At 72.2% G+C, this 16,614-nt stretch carries 16 protein-coding genes; 7 read left to right on the forward strand and 9 right to left on the reverse strand.

Going from position 1 to position 16,614, the window contains the following annotated elements; all coding sequences use genetic code 11:
* Complete coding sequence (locus ACFFXY_RS10810; RefSeq protein ID WP_382349590.1) at positions 1-528, reverse strand: DUF4383 domain-containing protein; 528 nt, start codon at positions 526-528, stop codon at positions 1-3.
* A gap of 224 nt (positions 529-752) precedes the next feature.
* Here ACFFXY_RS10810 and ACFFXY_RS10815 point away from each other — a divergent pair, with 224 nt between their 5' ends.
* Positions 753-1,961 carry a zinc-dependent alcohol dehydrogenase gene (locus tag ACFFXY_RS10815; RefSeq protein WP_382349593.1) on the forward strand — a complete coding sequence of 403 codons (1,209 nt, stop codon included), beginning with the start codon at positions 753-755 and terminating at the stop codon, positions 1,959-1,961.
* A 37-nt stretch (positions 1,962-1,998) separates the two neighbouring features.
* On the opposite strand, the gene ACFFXY_RS10820 is transcribed toward ACFFXY_RS10815, so the two are convergent.
* The 3 genes from ACFFXY_RS10820 to ACFFXY_RS10830 form a co-directional block, all read right to left on the reverse strand.
* Entirely contained in the window at positions 1,999-2,382 is a 384-nt protein-coding gene (locus ACFFXY_RS10820; protein WP_382349595.1) for a nuclear transport factor 2 family protein, read from the reverse strand.
* A gap of 46 nt (positions 2,383-2,428) precedes the next feature.
* A complete protein-coding gene (locus tag ACFFXY_RS10825) occupies positions 2,429-3,460 on the reverse strand; it encodes an AF_0692 family protein (RefSeq protein WP_382349598.1) in 1,032 nt (343 codons plus the stop codon).
* Between the two features lie 83 nt (positions 3,461-3,543).
* Positions 3,544-4,254, reverse strand: coding sequence for a sensor domain-containing protein (locus tag ACFFXY_RS10830; protein WP_382349600.1), 711 nt, complete (start codon positions 4,252-4,254; stop codon positions 3,544-3,546).
* A gap of 246 nt (positions 4,255-4,500) precedes the next feature.
* Here ACFFXY_RS10830 and ACFFXY_RS10835 point away from each other — a divergent pair, with 246 nt between their 5' ends.
* The 4 genes from ACFFXY_RS10835 (at position 4,501) to ACFFXY_RS10850 (ending at position 7,414) form a co-directional block, all read left to right on the forward strand.
* Positions 4,501-5,190: a hypothetical protein gene (locus ACFFXY_RS10835; protein ID WP_382349603.1), complete on the forward strand. Its 690-nt coding sequence runs from the start codon at positions 4,501-4,503 to the stop codon at positions 5,188-5,190.
* 12 nt (positions 5,191-5,202) lie between these two features.
* Positions 5,203-6,063 (forward strand): ATP-grasp domain-containing protein, encoded by an 861-nt coding sequence (locus ACFFXY_RS10840; protein WP_382349606.1) that lies wholly within the window; start codon positions 5,203-5,205, stop codon positions 6,061-6,063.
* A 148-nt stretch (positions 6,064-6,211) separates the two neighbouring features.
* The gene (locus tag ACFFXY_RS10845; protein ID WP_382349609.1) at positions 6,212-6,580 is read left to right on the forward strand and encodes a hypothetical protein; all 369 of its coding nucleotides are present in this window, start codon (positions 6,212-6,214) and stop codon (positions 6,578-6,580) included.
* Between the two features lie 12 nt (positions 6,581-6,592).
* Positions 6,593-7,414 carry a hypothetical protein gene (locus tag ACFFXY_RS10850; protein ID WP_382349612.1) on the forward strand — a complete coding sequence of 274 codons (822 nt, stop codon included), beginning with the start codon at positions 6,593-6,595 and terminating at the stop codon, positions 7,412-7,414.
* Positions 7,415-7,441: 27 nt separating this feature from the next.
* On the opposite strand, the gene ACFFXY_RS10855 is transcribed toward ACFFXY_RS10850, so the two are convergent.
* The 3 genes from ACFFXY_RS10855 to ACFFXY_RS10865 form a co-directional block, all read right to left on the reverse strand.
* A complete protein-coding gene (locus ACFFXY_RS10855; RefSeq protein ID WP_382349615.1) occupies positions 7,442-8,215 on the reverse strand; it encodes an MBL fold metallo-hydrolase in 774 nt (257 codons plus the stop codon).
* 153 nt (positions 8,216-8,368) lie between these two features.
* Positions 8,369-10,198, reverse strand: a complete 1,830-nt coding sequence (locus ACFFXY_RS10860; protein ID WP_382349618.1) for a glycosyl hydrolase family 28-related protein — start codon at positions 10,196-10,198, stop codon at positions 8,369-8,371.
* A 161-nt stretch (positions 10,199-10,359) separates the two neighbouring features.
* Entirely contained in the window at positions 10,360-10,734 is a 375-nt protein-coding gene (locus tag ACFFXY_RS10865; protein WP_382349621.1) for a MerR family transcriptional regulator, read from the reverse strand.
* Between the two features lie 59 nt (positions 10,735-10,793).
* Here ACFFXY_RS10865 and ACFFXY_RS10870 point away from each other — a divergent pair, with 59 nt between their 5' ends.
* Positions 10,794-11,591 carry an SDR family NAD(P)-dependent oxidoreductase gene (locus ACFFXY_RS10870; RefSeq protein WP_382349624.1) on the forward strand — a complete coding sequence of 266 codons (798 nt, stop codon included), beginning with the start codon at positions 10,794-10,796 and terminating at the stop codon, positions 11,589-11,591.
* Between the two features lie 51 nt (positions 11,592-11,642).
* On the opposite strand, the gene ACFFXY_RS10875 is transcribed toward ACFFXY_RS10870, so the two are convergent.
* On the reverse strand, positions 11,643-12,854 hold the full coding sequence (locus ACFFXY_RS10875) for a cytochrome P450 (RefSeq protein ID WP_382349627.1): 1,212 nt from the start codon (positions 12,852-12,854) through the stop codon (positions 11,643-11,645).
* A 358-nt stretch (positions 12,855-13,212) separates the two neighbouring features.
* Positions 13,213-13,947: a hypothetical protein gene (locus tag ACFFXY_RS10880; protein ID WP_382349630.1), complete on the reverse strand. Its 735-nt coding sequence runs from the start codon at positions 13,945-13,947 to the stop codon at positions 13,213-13,215.
* Between the two features lie 147 nt (positions 13,948-14,094).
* Here ACFFXY_RS10880 and ACFFXY_RS10885 point away from each other — a divergent pair, with 147 nt between their 5' ends.
* The gene (locus tag ACFFXY_RS10885; RefSeq protein ID WP_382349633.1) at positions 14,095-16,587 is read left to right on the forward strand and encodes a tetratricopeptide repeat protein; all 2,493 of its coding nucleotides are present in this window, start codon (positions 14,095-14,097) and stop codon (positions 16,585-16,587) included.
* Positions 16,588-16,614: the final 27 nt, after the last annotated feature.

Consider the following 16,614-nt stretch of genomic DNA (forward strand, 5'->3'; position numbering starts at 1 on the left):
TCAGCGGGCCGCCCCGCGGCCGGTCTCGCCGAAGTCCCCTTCGCCGCGGGCCTCGCTCTCCCGCGGCAGGCGGCGGTGCAGGACGACGCCGAGCACGATCATCACGATGCCGAGCACGAGGTGGAGCAGGCTGATCGCCCACGTCGAGGGCAGGAAGCCCCCGCCCCCGGCCATCGAGACCACGACCCCGTACAGGCCCAGCAGGCCGAAGAAGACGCCGCCGCCCAGGAGCGTGCGGCGCGAGAGCCGCGCGATCCAGGACATGAGGAGCCCGAGGACGCCGAAGCCCAGGTGGATCAGGTTGGTGAGCACCGAGACGGTGAAGACCCCGAACAGCTCGGCGGTCGTGTCCGGCCCGGCGAAGGCGATCCCGGAGAACCCGGTCGTGAACAGCGGCACGAAGCCCATGACGCCGATCAGCAGGAAGACCCAGGACACGGCGGCCAAACCCTGCTGCACCGCGGTCGTGCGCCGTCGCTCGGCCTCCCACCAGTGGTGCCCGGTGGCCGACATCGGTCGCGTGTTCATGACGCTCCTCCTGTCCTCGAATGCGTCCCGAAGGCGTACCCCGAATCGGGCCCCGAATGCGTCGCCGAGCCCGCGCATCGCGGTCGCAGGGGGGGGGTCCTTCGGCGCGCTCGGGGTCGCCGCGTCGGTGCGACGGTCCGCGCATAGGCGGCCCGGCAGCGGGTAGGCCTCCCTGGTGAGGGTCGCGGGATCGCGGCCCCGCAGGGTTCACGGAGGGGAAGGCGATGAAGGCCGTGGTGTGGCACGGGATCGGGGACATCCGCTTGGACGAGGTGCCCGATCCGGAGGTCAAGGAACCCTCGGACGCGGTCGTGCGGATCACGCGCAGCGCGATCTGCGGGACCGACTTGCACATGGTGCGCGGGACGATGCCGGACATGGTCCCCGGCACGGTCCTCGGCCATGAGGCGGTCGGGGTCGTGGAGGAGGTGGGCGCGGGCGTGCGCGGCTTCCGGCCCGGGGACCGGGTGGTGGTGCCCTCGACCGTGGGGTGCGGGACCTGCTCGTACTGCCGGGCCGGGTACTACGCCCAGTGCGACAACGCGAACCCGAACGGGCCCGCCGCGGGCACGTGCTTCTTCGGCGGGCCGAAGTCGACCGGTCCGGTGGACGGGCTCCAGGCCGAGTACGCGCGCGTCCCGTACGCGTCGACGGGCCTGGTGTCGATCCCCGACGAGGTCGGCGACGACGACGCGATCCTGCTCTCGGACATCTTCCCGACCGCGTGGTTCGGCGCGAAGCTCGCGGAGGTGGGCCGGGGCGACACGGTCCTGGTGCTCGGCGCCGGCGTGGTCGGCCAGTTCGCCGTCGCCTCGGCGAAGCGCCAGGGGGCCGGGCGCGTGCTCGTCGTGGACGGGATCGACTCGCGGCTGGAGAAGGCGCGGGAGCAGCACGCCGAGGTCATCGACTTCAACCGGGAGGACCCGGTCGCGGCCGTCAAGGACCTGACCGGCGGGATCGGCGTCGACCGGGTGATCGAGGCGGTCGGCGTGGACGCGCAGCGCCCCGCCGCGGGGCCCGCGGTCCTGCCCGAAGGCGAAGCGGCGCAGTTCGACCGCGAACGCGACGAGGCCGCACCCGACGCGGCCCCCGACGGCGACCAGTGGGTGCCCGGGGACGCGCCGAGCCTCGCGCTGCGGTGGGCGGTCGAGTCGGTCGCCAAGGCCGGGAGCATCGGCGTCATCGGGGTGTACCCGGCCGGGTTCGACCGCTTCCCGATCGGCGACGCGATGAACCGGAACCTGACCCTCAAGATGGGCAACTGCAACCACCGGCGGTACATCCCGGCCCTGCTGCGCCTGGTCGCGACGGGGGCCATCGACCCGACCGCGTTCATCACCCAGCATGAGCCGCCCGCGACCGCGATCGAGGCCTACGAGATGTTCGACCGCCGCGAGGACGGCTGGCTCAAGACCGTGCTCGACGTCGCCTAGAGCGCGGCTGTTGCGGGCGTCCGATCCGGGGCGAGGTTCACGGCTCGTGCGGGAGGCTCGCGCCGTGTGCTTGGACGACCTGCCATCTGCCGTCGTGGAACCGCCAGGTGCGCGTGTAGACCATCTGCGCCTCGAACGGCTGGTCGGCCGCGAGACCGGCGATCTTGACCCGTGTCCGGGTGGCTCCCGTGGTTCCGAACTGGCGGGCGGTGCTCTGGAGCGGCTCCAGGCTCGTCAGTCGCAGTTGCCCGGATGCGTGCGATTCGAGGTCCTGCGACTTGTCGAATTCGGCGCCGTCGGGGGCGACGTAGACGACGTCAGGGTGGAGCAGTGCTTCCAGCGCAACGACATCGCCCGTCAACTGGGCGCGTTGCAGTGCGGTCTCGGCGGCGGCGAGTGAGTCTTCTGCGGGTTCAGTCATCGCCGCCCATCGTCCCATGCAGCCCTTGGGAGACCGCCGCCCGGTGCTAGTAGCGGAGTTTCCCGGCGGGCCGCTCCCCGCGGCCCCCGGCGCGGGCCAGCCAGAGCAGCGCGAAGACTTCGGCGGCGATGGTGACCGCTGCGGTGACCAGGCCCGAGAGGCCGTGCCCGGGGACCATGAAAGCCGTGTGCGCCGCCATCGCGCCGCCGACCAGCCACAGCCGATGGGCGTCGCTCCACGCTGGATCGGCCGTCCACCGCCGGAGCAGCCAGATCGTCACCGCTCCGGTCGCGAGCGACCCGGCGACCGGCAGCGCCAGCGGCACCGCGTCCCCGAACACCGGCCCGCCGGGACGCAGCCCCGCGGGCATGAGCAGCCCCAGGAACACGATCGTGGCGGCGGCACCGAAGGCGCCCACCCCGACCGGGCGCGGTGCCAGCGATACCACCGGCGCCACCGGAGCGGCCGATCTGGACCGTCTGGGAAGCACTCGCAGCGCGAGCACCGCCAGGGCCGCGATCACGGCGACGAACGCGATGAGGGCGACCGTCGGCGCCTGGTAGCCGGGGTCCTGCGTGGCCGCGATCCCGTACCGGAGCCCGGCGACGCCCAGCAGCGCGAAGGCCGCCGTGGCGACGAGCCCGCCGGTGCGCAGATACGGGCGCGACCGGTGCCGTGGGAACAGCATGTCCATGAGCAGCACCGGGATCAGGACGCTGAACACCACGTGGATGCCGACCTGCGCCAGCCAGTAGGTGACGTTGAACCCGAGGACCCGCAGGCTCCATTCGGCGGCGTCGTACATGCTCGGGCTGGTCAGCGCCTGGAGCCCCAGGCCGTCCTCGGCGAGCTCGTACGCCAGGCCGAGCAGCAGGAGGCTCGGCCAGCCGCCGCCGGCGCGCACCACCGCTTCCCGCACGAGCAGCACGCCCGCGCCGTACATCGGCAGCAGCAGCGGCAGCGCGATCCAGGTCTGCGGCACCGCGACCGCGGTGAACGTCAGCTCGGCGCACACCGGCGCCAGGATGACCAGTGTCCAGGCGGCCTTGATCCGGCCGCGCGAAGCGTTGTCCTGCATGGGGTCTCCGTTCATCATGGGTGTGCGTCCCGCGGGCGGGTCGATGGTCTGCCGCGGGCCGCGGCGAATCGCGTGTCGCGGACTCACGCGGAGAGGCGTTCGCGCGTGCGTGCCATCGCGGCGTCGACGCCGCCCGCGGGCGCCGCATATCGGGGCTCGAAGTCGGCGGGGGAGGTGAGCAGGCCCGCGTCGATCCCGGACTGCATCTTGGCGAGGCCGCGCAGGACGACCGGCTGGAGCATCGAGAACACGAAGCTGCCGATGCCCGCGAGCATCGTGGCGTCCGAGTACGCGTCGCCCCATCCGAGCCAGGTGGTGGCGTACTCCATGCCGTCGGTCTCGGTGTGGCGGCGGATGATCCAGCCGTAGAGCGGGTAGAAGGTGACGGCGAGGGTCACCGCCCACCAGGTCACGGCCACGACGAACCCGAAGAGCGCCACCGGGAACTGCACCGCGCCCCACAGCAGGTCCTTCCACGACCGGCCGTCCGTCAGCGGCGTCAGGAAGCGGCGCAACGCAGTGGCGCGGCCCGACGCCCGCTTGTACCGGGGCGCGGCGACCGGGCGGCCGTGCAGCGCCGCGAGTCGGCCCCGGGCGGCACCGCTGAGACCGCGCAGCGCGAACAGGGTCGCCGCGAGGATCGGCACGCCGACCCACACGACCGCGGTGCCGATCCCCGCAGCGAGACCTGCCACCGCGACGACGAAGGCTGCCAGCGTGATCGGGAACGCGCCGAACAGGTACACGGTGTCGGCCGCGACTTGCTTGAAGACCTTGACGTAGACCTGTTTCATGCGGGCCGCTCCGCGGTCGCGGCCGGGACTTCGGCGGGTCCGGGGCGCCGAGATCGGTGAGATGCTGCGTACGTTGTATCGAGCTTCATCACCCCAGACTCCCGCAAAACGACTACGGAATACAATACGAAAAGCCCCGAAGTGCCCTAGTTCAACACTGATCGACCTAGTACACTCGGCCTGACGTGGCCTCGAACCGGAGACCGAAGACGCCGACGCCGCACGAACCCCCGTACCGTCAGGCGCGTGACGACGAACAGCGACGGCGAGGCGGAATGGGCCCGCAGGATCGGGTACACCCTCGGGCTCACCAGCGCCGATCCGGGCGAGCGGGCGATCGCGCTCGCCCGCCTCGCCGCCGCGCGTGAAGGCGTCAACGAGGCGCTGGCCCGCTTCAACGAGGGCTGGTTCCAGGCAAGGGATCTCGGCCGCCTCTCCGGGTGGTACCAGGAACCGGAGACCCGCCGACTCCTGGCCGCCAACTCCGCGGCCCAGCGCCATGCCTTCCCCGACGCCTTGTGGAACCGCCCGCACGGCCCGCTGACCGACTGGCCCGGCCTGCCCTACGCGCTCCAGTTCCTGGAGTGGGAGGCCCGGTTCCCCCGCGAGTGGACGCTCCACGCCAAGAAGTGGGGCACCAAGCAGGACCTCATCCGCGACCTCGCCAGAGACGCCCACCGCGGCGCCGTGCGCGCCCGGCTCGTCCGACTCGTCACCGACGCGGTCGCGCGCGCCTACCGCTGCAAGGACCGCGAATACGTCCGCATCGCCCGCGCCGTCGACGGCGACGACCTCCGCACCGCCCTCGCCACCGCAGCGGACTCCGACAACCCATGGGCGCGACTCCACGCCGGCTACGTCCTGCGCCTCCTCAACGACCCCACCCTCCCCAACTCCCGCCGCACCTGGCAGATCTGGTGCGAACGAGCCGAATAGCCAGGAGGCCTTATGACTGCGTTGGTGCTGTGTTCCGATCCGCTCGCGTCCGTTCGCTCTCGGCGACCTGATCCCCACTTTGTTAGAGATAGCGAGCATGCCGCGGCTGTCGCCGTCATCGACCACGATGCCCTCGTGCGGGGCGACGCTGGCGAGGCGGTGCGGCGCGTCCCCCAGGACCTCGGTCCGGCCTGGTATCGCGGCTGGATGGTGACCGCTGCCCAGTACGCCGACCTTGAAGCGGCGCTTGCCGATCGCGGCTGCGTTCTCGCCACCACCGCACGCTCCTACGCGCAGGCGCACGAGCTTCCCGGCTGGTACCCAGCCTTCGAAGAGCACACCCCGGCCAGCGTCCACACCACTGACCTCGACGTGATCGGAGAGTGGCTGCCTCGGGCCGCGGCCGGGCTTGGTGCCGGGGCTGCGATTGTCAAGGACTTCGTCAAGTCCCGCAAGGACGCTTGGGATACGGCCTGCTATATCCCGGATCTGGGCGACGGCGAGCAACTCTGGCGCGTGGTCACCCGGTTCCGCGAGCTGCAAGGCGCCGACCTGTACGGCGGAGTGGTCCTGCGCGCGTTCGAGGACTTCACCGACGCGGCGGGAGCGAGCCGTCAGGCCCGGGTGTGGTGGCTCGACGGTGAACCGGTGCAGGTCACCGCTCATCCCGACACGCCGCAGGTGCGCGTCGACCCAGATCTCACCGGCCTCGACCGCGCGGTGGCGGCGCTCGGGTGTCGGTTCATCACCACCGATCTCGCACGCCGCTCCGACGGCGTCTGGCGCGTCATTGAAGTCGGCGACGGCCAAGTGAGCGACTTCCCTTCGGGCACCGACATCGGCCCACTCATCAAGGCGCTCAACGCCGCCTGATGCTGGGCATGGAACTACCCGCCGGAGCCCGCGAGTTCGCGAGCTGGTCGGGGGCCTGTGTTCCAACGGATTCCAACCGTCTCGTGTTGATCAGGTCGTGAGTGGGGATGCTTGCGGAGCGACCCCACTTGGAGAGGAGGCCGATCTGATGACCGATCGCTATGTTGCCGATCCCGACGCGATCAGGGACGTGGCCGCTGTCGATATGCAGTCCGTTGTCGATGATCTTGAGCGGGCGCGGTTGGAGCTGTTCAGCGTTGAATCGGAGGCGGCCGCTGCGTTTGCCGAGGGAAGTGTCGAGGTGCTCGGCTCCGAGGTCGCCTCTTTCGGTCCGTTTCGTGGGGTCGAGAGTCGCTGGCGTGAGTTCACCGAGGTTCTCGCCCAGGCGCTGAGCACCTCCGAGGAACGTGTTCAGGACGCCTCAGAGGCCCTGCTCCGGATTGCCGAGGACTACGAGGAGTACGACACGCAGACCGCCGCGGACTTCCAGTCCATCGACTTGACCGAGAACCGCTAGAGGAGGTGCCGCATGCCCGGGGACCTGGCATTCGACCAGAACGCGCGTGACGCCTTCGGGCGGCTGGACAGGGAGCTGATGGCCCGCGCGCCATACGGTGTGCTCGATGAGGAGGTCGCGTCTCTGCTCGGGAGCATCGGCTTCTACAGCAGCTGCATGATCGGGCTCGGCTCGATCTCAGGCGGGTCCGCGCCGGTGCGCGACCACATCATCCGCGTGATCCTCCCGGGACTTGAGCAGTACCGGCTCGCCAACTCCCAGAACCCCGCAGAAGTCATGCGCGGCAAACTAGACGACTGGGACGGTCCCGCCGGCAGCGGTTCCTACCAGTTCAAGTGGGAGTACCTTCCGGATCTGGCCCAGTCACTTGAGTGGACGTTGTCGGCGTTCCAATCGCTCGCCGGGGTGATGACGGTGATGGAGATTTTGCTCGACAAGGCCCGGGAGCAGCACCTGACGCTGCTGGAGGACACCATCGCGGCCATCGCCGACGTCGAATCCCGCACCCGGGCCCAGACCACCAGCGCGCTGACGCAGATCGGCTCGGCCATCGGCACCGGCTTCGGTGTGGGGACAGTGGTCGGCCCGTTCGTCGGTGCCTTCACCGGTGTCCTGGCCGGGATCGGCGGACTCATCGACGCCGCGTCCGCGGATACCGTCCGAGGTGAGGTGCTCGACGTGCTGAAGACCACCGTGCAACGCCTCGAAGGCATCAACACCGCGCTCGAAACGGAGGCCCACACGATGGAGCGGGGGCTCGACGACGCCTTGGCCTATCTCTCCGGGGTAAACCTTGACAAGTTTCTCGCGCCGGAGGTGGCATTCTCGGACTGAGCTGCTGCACCGAACGCGCTGGAGTCCTCAGTGGAGGCCGTACTTGCGGGCCTGGTCGGTGGCTGCGGTCGGGCCGTCGGGGAAGGCGGGGCCGTGGCCGGGGAGGACGGTGGCGGCGGGGAGGGTGTCGAGGCGGTCGAGGGAGGCGAGGGCGGCTGCGGTGTCGTGGGTGAAGCCGCGGGCGACCAGGCACGGTCCCTTGTGTCCGGTCAGGCCGTCGCGGGTGACGAGCGCGTCGCCGGTGAACAGGACGCCCAGGTCGGGGAAGTGGTAGGCGACGGCGCCGGGCGTGTGGCCCGGGAGCGGGACGACTTGGGGCCGGCCGGGGACGGCGTCGAGTCGCTGCTCGGCGTCGAAGGTGCGCACGCCGGTGACCGGGCCCGCGGTGAACCCGCCGAGGCGGGCCATGTGGAGTGGGCCGGCGAAGGCCGAGGGGCGGCGCAGGACGTAGGAGATCATGGGGCGCTCGGGCTTGGCGTGGCGCATCGCGCTGCGCGGGCCGTCGGCGAGGATCGGCGCGTCGGCCTCGTGGATCCAGATGTCGGCGCCCGCGTCCTGGGCAGTGGCGGCGAGTCCGGTGTGGTCGGGGTGCCCGTGGGTGAGCAGGACGGCCTTGACGTCTGCGAACGTGCGGCCGTCGCGGGCGAGGTGCGCCTCGGCCTGCCCGCGGTGCCCGGGGAGCCCGGCGTCGACCAGGACCAGGCCCTCGGGGGCCTCGACCAGGTAGAAGTTGACCGACTCGTCGCCCAGCCGTGCGACTCCCGGCGCGACGTGCTCGACCTGGTGCGGACGTTTCGCCATGGTGCCCCCATCGTCGTGGACCTGCGCTCCACCCTAGCGAACCGACGCCGCGACCCGCCCCGCGATGCGACGCGACAGTGCGGTCTGGTGGTGGCACCGGTCGCCTGTTGCTTTGCGACCGGTGCCGTCACCGCAGGTGGAGGTGATGCGTCCTTATTGCCAGGAGTTGCCCGAGCCGGTCACGGGGAAGGTGGTTGGGGAGTCGTTCTGGAAGGCGGCCTGTCCGGCGCGGAGGTTCCGGACGGTGTTGTCGTTGAAGTCGCCGGTGCCGGTGACGCTGGTGCGGATGTAGACGCCCTGGTTTGCGGGGCCGTCGACGGTGTTGCCGGAGGCGGTGACGTCGTTGCGGGTCAGGTCCACGAAGATTCCCGCGCGCAGGGAGCCGCGGACGGTGTTGTTCGAGAACGTGACCCTGGTGTAGGCGTTCGGGAACAGCGAGTTCGCATTCGGCGAGGTGATGCGCACGCCGTGGCGGGTCGAGTTCCACCCACCGCCTCCGATGAAGACGTTGCCGGTGACGGTCGCGGACTCCAGCGGGAACCCGGTGTCGCCGTAGACGCCGATGTCGATCGCCGAGTTCGAGGACACCGAGTCGACCAGGTTGTTCCGAAACTCGATGTCCCGGCCCCCGGCGATGCGCAGGCCGTTGGCCCAGTACGGGGCGACGGAGGTGTTGTTGAGAACCCGGACGCGCTCGATCTGGGCGCTGGCGCCCGCGGTCCCGGCGTCGGAGTAGACGGCGAATCCGTCGTCCCCGGCGCCGCGCTGGTAGTTGTTCTGGACGAGGATGTCGCGGCCGAGCTTGTCGGGGTTGGGCGCGTTGGAGTTGTTGACGTTGAAGCCGTCGCCGTAGGAGTCGGAGGACCGGCAGTTGCGCACGGTCCCGTTCGATCCCGACAGCCAGTTGGCGTCGCAGTGGCGGGTCCACACCGAGTCGATGGCCCACCCGCCCGCGCCCCAGGCCTCCAGCGAGTAGTCGGCGCCTCCGGCGCGGTTGTTGCCGCGGTAGAGGGCGTTGGAGTCGATCTGGAGGTGGCTGATGCTCGTGCCGGAGCCGACGATGTACCGCGACCGGTACGTGCTGTTGGACGGCAACGGGACTCGCCGGTACAGGATCGTGCGCCACATGCCCGCGCCCGTGACGGTGACGCCGGTGAAGTCGAGCTGGGTGCCGGTGGTGGCGTGCGTGAGGTACTTGCCCTCGGGGATCCACACCGGCCGGCCCGTCCCGCGGGCCGCGTCGACCGCGTTCTGGATCGCGGCGGTGGAGTCGGCGCCGAAGTTCGGGTCGGCGCCGTAGTCGAGGACGGAGACCGAGTTCGCGGGGCGGGTGCGCGCGGGGCCGACGTTCTCGAAGTCGACGCAGTCGATCGCGTACCAGGCCGCGGTGTTCGCGGCGTCCTTGCGGAGCATGACGGTCGAGCCGGGTGCGATGGCCGCGCCGGTGACGAAGAACGGGAAGTCGTTGTAGAAGCGGTGCGCCTGCCCACCCGTGGGGTCTTTCGGGTTCGCGGTCGAGCCGCGGTACAGGTAGGTCTGCGCCGAGGACAGGGTCACGTGCTGGCGGAAGACGCCGTCGACGTACAGCGCGAGGGTGGCGGTGACGCCGCCGCCGCCCGGGGCGTCGGGGAGCGCGGCGCGGACGACGAGCGCGTTGGCCCGGACGCCGGTCGTGTTGCGGAGGGTCACCGACTGGCCGGTGGCGGCGAGGCGCACGTAGGCGTACCCGCTGGCCTCCAGTTCGAGGCTGGCGGCGGTCGGGACGGCGGTGCCGACGGTGAACCGGGTGACGCTCGCGCCGCCGCCGAGCGCGCCGGTCTCGGCGCCGAGGGTCTTGAACGGCATGGCCGCACCGGCGTTGGCCTGCGCGGCGGCCGGTGTTGCGGTGGCGCCGAGCGCGGCGAGCGCGGCGACCCCGGCGGTGCCGCCGAAGAGGGTCCTTCTGCTGATCGTGCGAGTGGGTATGCGCTTGCTTTCGGTCATGCACGGACTCCGTTGTCGTGAGAGTGAGCGTTGTTGAGCGACGGCGCGGGCGAGCTGAGCTAGTCCGCGATGTATTCAACAAATTAAATCCATGAGTGTTATTAAGTCAACCCATGTCGGCCGAAACTTTCAGAAGCCCAGGCGCAGGGCGGCGGGGCCGGTCAGCAGTCGGTTTGGGCGGTTAGGGGTTCGCCGGCGTGGATGATCGCCTCCAGCATGGCGTGGGCGGACTTGAGCTCCTCGATGGAGCGGCTCATGCGCTCCCGCTCGCGGACGAGGTCCTGGGCCATCTCCTCGCAGGTCGGGGCCAGGATGGCGCCGTCGTCGGCCATGCAGGGCAGCACCTCGCGGATCAGATCGGTGTTCAGGCCCGCCGCGAGCAGCACCCGGATGCGGCGCACTCGGTCCACATCGGAGTCCTCGAACTCGCGGTAGCCGCTGGGCCGTCGCCGGGGCTGCAAGAGCCCCTGCTGCTCGTAGTAGCGCAGTCCCCTGGTGCTCATGCCCGTCTGGCGCGACAGCTCCCCGATGAACATGTGACTCCCCGCATAGAAGTTTGACTTTGACGTCAACGTCAAGGTTTAGCGTAGCCGACATGACCACGAACCACAGCAACCCCACTTCGACCATCACCGACCCGAACACCTTGCGGGGCAAGCGGGCCGTCGTCACCGGCGGCACCATCGGCATGGGCCTGGCCATCGTCCGGGCCCTCACCGACCGCGGCGCGGAAGTGCTCTACACCGGGCGCAACGAGCAGCGCCTCGCCGAGGCCCAAGCCTCCCTGAACACCCCGCTGGCCCGTCCCGTGCGCTCCGACGCCACCGACATGAACGACCTCGCCGCGCTCGCCGAGCACGCCTCGGACACCCTCGGCGGCATCGACTACCTGTTCGTCAACCAGGGCGTCGCCGAGTTCCAGACGCTCGAAGCGGTCACCGAGGAGTCCTGGGACCGGATCTTCGACGTCAACGCCAAGGGCTCGTTCTTCACCGTCCAGCACCTGGCCCCGCTGATCGCCGAGGGCGGCTCGATCGTCTTCACCACGGTCTCGAACGACGAGATCTTCCCCGGCCTGAGCGCCTACTCCGGCGCGAAGGAGGCCGTCGCCGCCTTTGCGAAGGTCCTCGCCGCCGAGCTCCTGCCGCGCGGCATCCGCGTCAACGCGGTCGCCCCCGGGTTCATCCTCACCCCCACCATGGGCGTGGCCGAGCTGACCGAGGCGCAGCGGGCCGAGTTCATCGAGCAGGGCAACGCGTCCACCCCGATGGGCCGCGGCGGCACCGTCGAGGAGATCGCCGCGGCCGCCCTCTTCCTGGCCGTGGACGCCACCTTCGTCACCGGCGTCGAGCTCCCCGTGGACGGCGGCTTCGGCAAGGGCCTCGGCCACTGACCGGCCCCGGCGCGGCGGCGAGCCCGCCGCGCCGGGGAGGCAGCGCCCGCCCTATGCGTCGGCGGAGACGGTGGCTCGGAAGTGGCGGGGGCGGGTGACGGCGCTCCATTCGCGGCGCGGGGGGCCGGGGCGGGTGGAGACGGTGCGGTCGGCGAGGAGGTCGGCGGCGTTCTCCAGCACGGCGTTGGCTATGTGGACGCCGGTGCACACGCGCGGGCCCGAGCCGTAGGGGAGGTAGGCGTGCTGGTCGTGGACGTCGTCGGCGAGCCAGCGCGCCGGATCGAACCGGGCCGGGTCCTCGCGCCACCATCGGGCGTCGGTGTGGAGCATGAGCGGGCTGACGAACAGCGAGGTCCCGGCCGGGACGGTCACGTCGCCGAAGTCGGCGTCCTCGACGAGGCTCCGGCTGGTGAGCGACACCGCCGGGTAGTACCGCAGGGTCTCCTTGACCACGGCCGAGGTCCACGCGGCGCGGTCGGTCCCGGCGGGCCGGGACGTGTCGTGGGCGGCGTGCGCGGCGAGGAGCCAGCCGAGGCCGCTCCCGCCGACGGCGTAGAGGTTGCCGAGGTTGATCGAGAGGGTCTGGGCGATCTCCAGGTCGTCGAAGACCGGGCCGTCCTCGTCCCTGGCGTCGGCGAGCAGGTCGAGCATGTCCGCGGCGGGGTCGTCCTCGCGCCGTTCAGCGCGCCGCCGCGCCACGTGGGCGGTGAGCGCCTCGATCCAGAGGTCGTTGGCGTGCAGGCGACGCCGGGTCCGCAGCGACATCCAGGGCGGCAGCATGACGGTGGCGGCGCCCTCGTCGAGCATGAGCCGCGCGGCCGGGAAGAGCCGGGCGCGGAGCCTGTCGTCCATGTCGTGCACGAACACTCGGTCGGCGGCGAGGAGCGCGGCCCGCTCGCAGTCGGGCAGGCGAGCGGGACGGTCGCCCGCGGCGTCCAGGAAGTCGCCGAGGCGCTCGCGGATGAACGGGGCCGTGCGCTCGGCGATGTCGCGGCCGAGGCGGTGCCACTGGGCCGTGCGCCGGGCGGCCATCCACCGCTCGACGCGGCCGCGGATGAGCGGCCTGCGCTGGAGCCGGGGCGGCAGCGGCGGGGCGTCCACGACGGTCTCGCGGTTGGTGCGGGCCAGCGCCCAGTGCGCCCAGACGGGCCGGGCGACGAGGACCTTGCCCGCGGCGAAGGCGAACACGTCGCCGTACTCGCGGCGGAGGCGGTTGAGACTCGCGATCGGGTCGCGGTCGAAGTCGTCGGGCGGCAGGCCCAACGGCCGCGGCGCCGGTCCCGGCGGTGGCACTCCCGGTCGCCGAGGTGCGGTCGCGGTGGGTGCGTGCGCCGTGTCGGCGCCGTGGCCATCGGTTCCCACTGCTATTCCATGTAGTAGAGCGAGTACCAGCTACGCGTGCCGGTCTTGCCGCCGACCACGCGGGCCGCGAGCGCCTTCGCGAGACTGCGCATGTTCCCTCCAGAGTGCTCACGCGGCGGTTCGCCGCCGCTTCTTCGTGTCCCCAAGTCCACCAGGGAGTGCCGCTGGAGTCGAGGCGGAACGAGGGCAGGACGTCGGCAGATCCGATCCGAACGGTGAGCGGTGGACCGCGGCTCCGCGGCCCACCGCTCACCGGGTGTCACCTGGTGGGGAGGGTCTCGGCGGCCAGGTGCGCCGCGATCCCGGCGCCGTCCTGCGCGGCCGTCGCCGCGCCCGGTCCCGCGGCGGGCGGGGCGGCGACGACCACGGTCACCGGCTCGCCGTCCGCGTCCACGACCGGCTGGCCCGAGCCGTCCACGACGCCGACGACGTCACCGGCCTCGGGGAGCTCGGCGGGGGCCTGCGCCGCGCTGAAGGAGTAGTCGGGCAGGTAGTGCGCGCCCGACCAGACCGCCCCGCCGAACCAGGCGTTGTTCCACGCGTAGCCGACGCCGTTCGTGGCGTAGTAGCTCTGCCCGCAGATCGGCGCGCCGATCATCCGGGCCTGAATCGCCAGGTCGGTCGAGGTGGTGTCGTTGTACACCCAGTCGGTCTGGGCGCACAGGTACCAGTACGTGCCGAGCCACACGTACGTCTCGATCTTGGCGCTGATGTACCCGGCGGGGCGTTCGAGCCCCCAGGCGCACGGGTAGGAGCCCGAGGGCGTGGCGAGGACGGTCGAGACGTCGATGTCGACGCGCGCGTACCCGTTGCCGTCGCCGTGCGAGACCTCGGACCGGTCGTAGACGCAGAGATCGTTGCTGCGGTAGGTGAAAGCCTCCTCGTACACGTAGTGCGCGGCCGCCGGGGACGCGCCGAACAGGACCAGGGCCAAGGTGCCCGCGGCGGCCGCCAGCAGCGACCGCAGGAGCGGGGTCCGTACCCGATTGCTCATCGGTCTTTCCTTTCGCGAGGGTGATCCGTCGCCCCCGATCCTCGCGGGACGAGCGCCGCTGGCGCGGATTCCGAACGAAACGGAACGGACGCGGCCGTCCGAAGGGGAGCGACGCTCGCGCTTGCCGCCGGGCGCTATCATCCAGTCGTGCGACGGTCAACCGCCGACGAGGCTCCCGCGGCGCAGTGGGACGCGGACGCCCGCGCGATCCAGACGCTCGACGACCTGGCGGCGTTCCTGCGACGACTGCGGGCGGCCTCCGGCAACACGTCGTTCCGCCGCATCCACACCGGCATCCGCGCCTTCCACGGCGAGCACGCCATCCCCGAAGGCGCGCCGTCGCTCGCGACCATCCACGGCCACTTCCAGAACGGCCGGGTCCGCATGAACTCCGACACGGTCCTCGACATCGCCCGCGCCCTCGGCCTCGACACCGCCGGGCTCGGCGCGCTCGCGCAGGCCTGCCACCGGGTCCTCGAACGCGCCAACCGCTCCGTCATCGTCACCACCCGCGCGGCCGTCCCCGACCCGACCGCGGCCTTCACCGGGCGCCGGGCCGAGCGCGACCGCATCGCCGCGCACGTCGCCGCCGCCCGCCGCACCGGCGCGGCCGCGGTCGTCGTCATCGAGGGCATGGCCGGGATCGGCAAGTCCGAACTCGCCTTCCGGGCCGCCCGCGACCTCGCCGACGCCGGACTCGTCGGGGACGTGCGCCTCTTCGCCGACCTGCGCGGCTTCGACCCGGCCGAACCGCCCGCCGCCCCCGACGCCGTCGTCCGCGGCTTCCTGGCCCACCTCGGCACGCCCGGCCGCCGCATCGACGCCCTCAGCCCCGCCGCGCGCATCGCGCTCCTGCACCGCGAACTCGCCGCCTCGCGGGCGCTCCTCGTCCTCGACAACGCCGCCGACGCCGCGCAGCTCGAACCGCTCCTGCCGCGCGGCGCCGACTGCGCGGTCCTCGTCACCAGCCGCCGCCGCCTCACCGACCTCGAAGCGGCCGTGCGCATCCCGCTCGGCACCGTCACCGTCGCCGAAGCACTCGACCTGCTGCGCCGCCACGACCGGTCCGGCCGCCTCGACGCCGCCCCCGACGACGCCGCGGCCCTCGTCGAACTGTGCAGGCGCCTGCCGCTGGAACTGGCCGCGGCCGGACGCCAACTGGAGGGCAAGCCCGACTGGCAGATCGCCGACCACGTCGAACGCCTGCGGCGCATCCCCGCCCACGAGCACAGCGGACCCGCGCTCGCGCTGTCCTACAACGGCCTCCCCGAACCCGCCCAGCGCCTGTTCCGCCTCCTGGCCATCCACCCGGGGCGGCGGCTCACCGCCGACGCCGCCGCCGCGCTCGCGGACGCCACGGCCGCCGAGACCGCGCCGGCGCTGGCCCGGCTGTACGACGAGAGCCTGCTGCTGCGCCGCGCCGCCGACGCCTACGAGTTCCACGACTCGGTGCGCGCCTTCGCCCTGGACCGCGGCCACCGCGAGGACCCCGCCAGCGTGCAGCACGCCGCGGTCGCGAACCTGCTGCGCCACTACCGGCTCCGCCTCGAATCCTCCGGCGACGCGAACACCGACTGGATCGGCGCCGACCGCGCGACGCTCCTCGCGTGCATGCACGTCACCGGCCACGACGCGGACGCCGCCGCCCTCGCCGCGCCGCTCAACCGCGCGCTGCGCCTGCTCGGGCACTACGACGCGGCGCGGATCTGCAACCGCCAGCTCCTGCGGATCGCCCACCGCACCGGCGAGCGCGCATGGGAGGCCGACGCCCGCTCCGGGCTCGCGGAGATCGACCGCCTGACCGGCCGCTTCCAGACCGCCGCCGAAGGGTTCGACCTGGTCCTGCGCCTGCGCCGCGACCTCGGCGACCGCCTCGGCGAAGCCGACGCGCTCCGGGGCCTCGCCCAGACCGCGTCCAACGACGACTATCCGCTCGCGCGCGAACGGTACGACGCCGCGCTGGCGATCCACCGGCGGCTCGGCAACCCGGTCGGCGAGGCCGAAGCGCTCTGGGGCCTCGCCGAGATCGCCATGTCGGTGGGCGACCTCGACACGGCCGCCGCCCACGCCGGGCAGGTCGCCTCCATCTGCGCGGGCATCGGCAACCGCGTCGGCGAGGCCTACGGACTGCGGGCCCTCGGCGACGTCGCCGCCCAGCGCGGCGAACTCGACGCGGCGGCCACGCGGTACCGGCAGTCGCTGTACCTGTGCCAGCAGGTCGGCAACCGCCGCGGCGCGGCCGGGGCCCTGCGGGGACTGGCCGGCGCGGCCCTGCGCGGCGGCGACGTCGACCGCGCCGAACGGCTGCACCGGCGCGCGCTCGCGAGCTCCCGCCGCATCGGCGACGTCTCCGGGGAGGCGGACGCCCGGCGCGGACTCGCCGACACCGCCCTGGCCCGCGGCGACCTCACCACGGCCGCGGCCGAGTTCGCGCCCGCGCTGGCGGTCTACCGCGAGACCGCCGACCGGGTCGGGGAGGCGCACTGCCTTGCGGGACTGGGCCACGTCGCGTGGCGCGCGCAGCGTCGCGCGGCCGCGCGGCACCACTGGCTCCAGGCCCTGCGGCTGGCCGAGCGCGGCGGCCTGCCGCTGGCGGACGAACTGCGCGGCGCGCTCGCCGGGTTCGCCGACTCCGTATAGCGGGGCGCCGGGGGCACGGCCGTGCCC

Origin of the sequence: Glycomyces mayteni, assembly GCF_042428885.1 — a bacterium.
GTDB classification, from domain to species: Bacteria; Actinomycetota; Actinomycetes; order Mycobacteriales; family Micromonosporaceae; genus Glycomyces; species Glycomyces mayteni.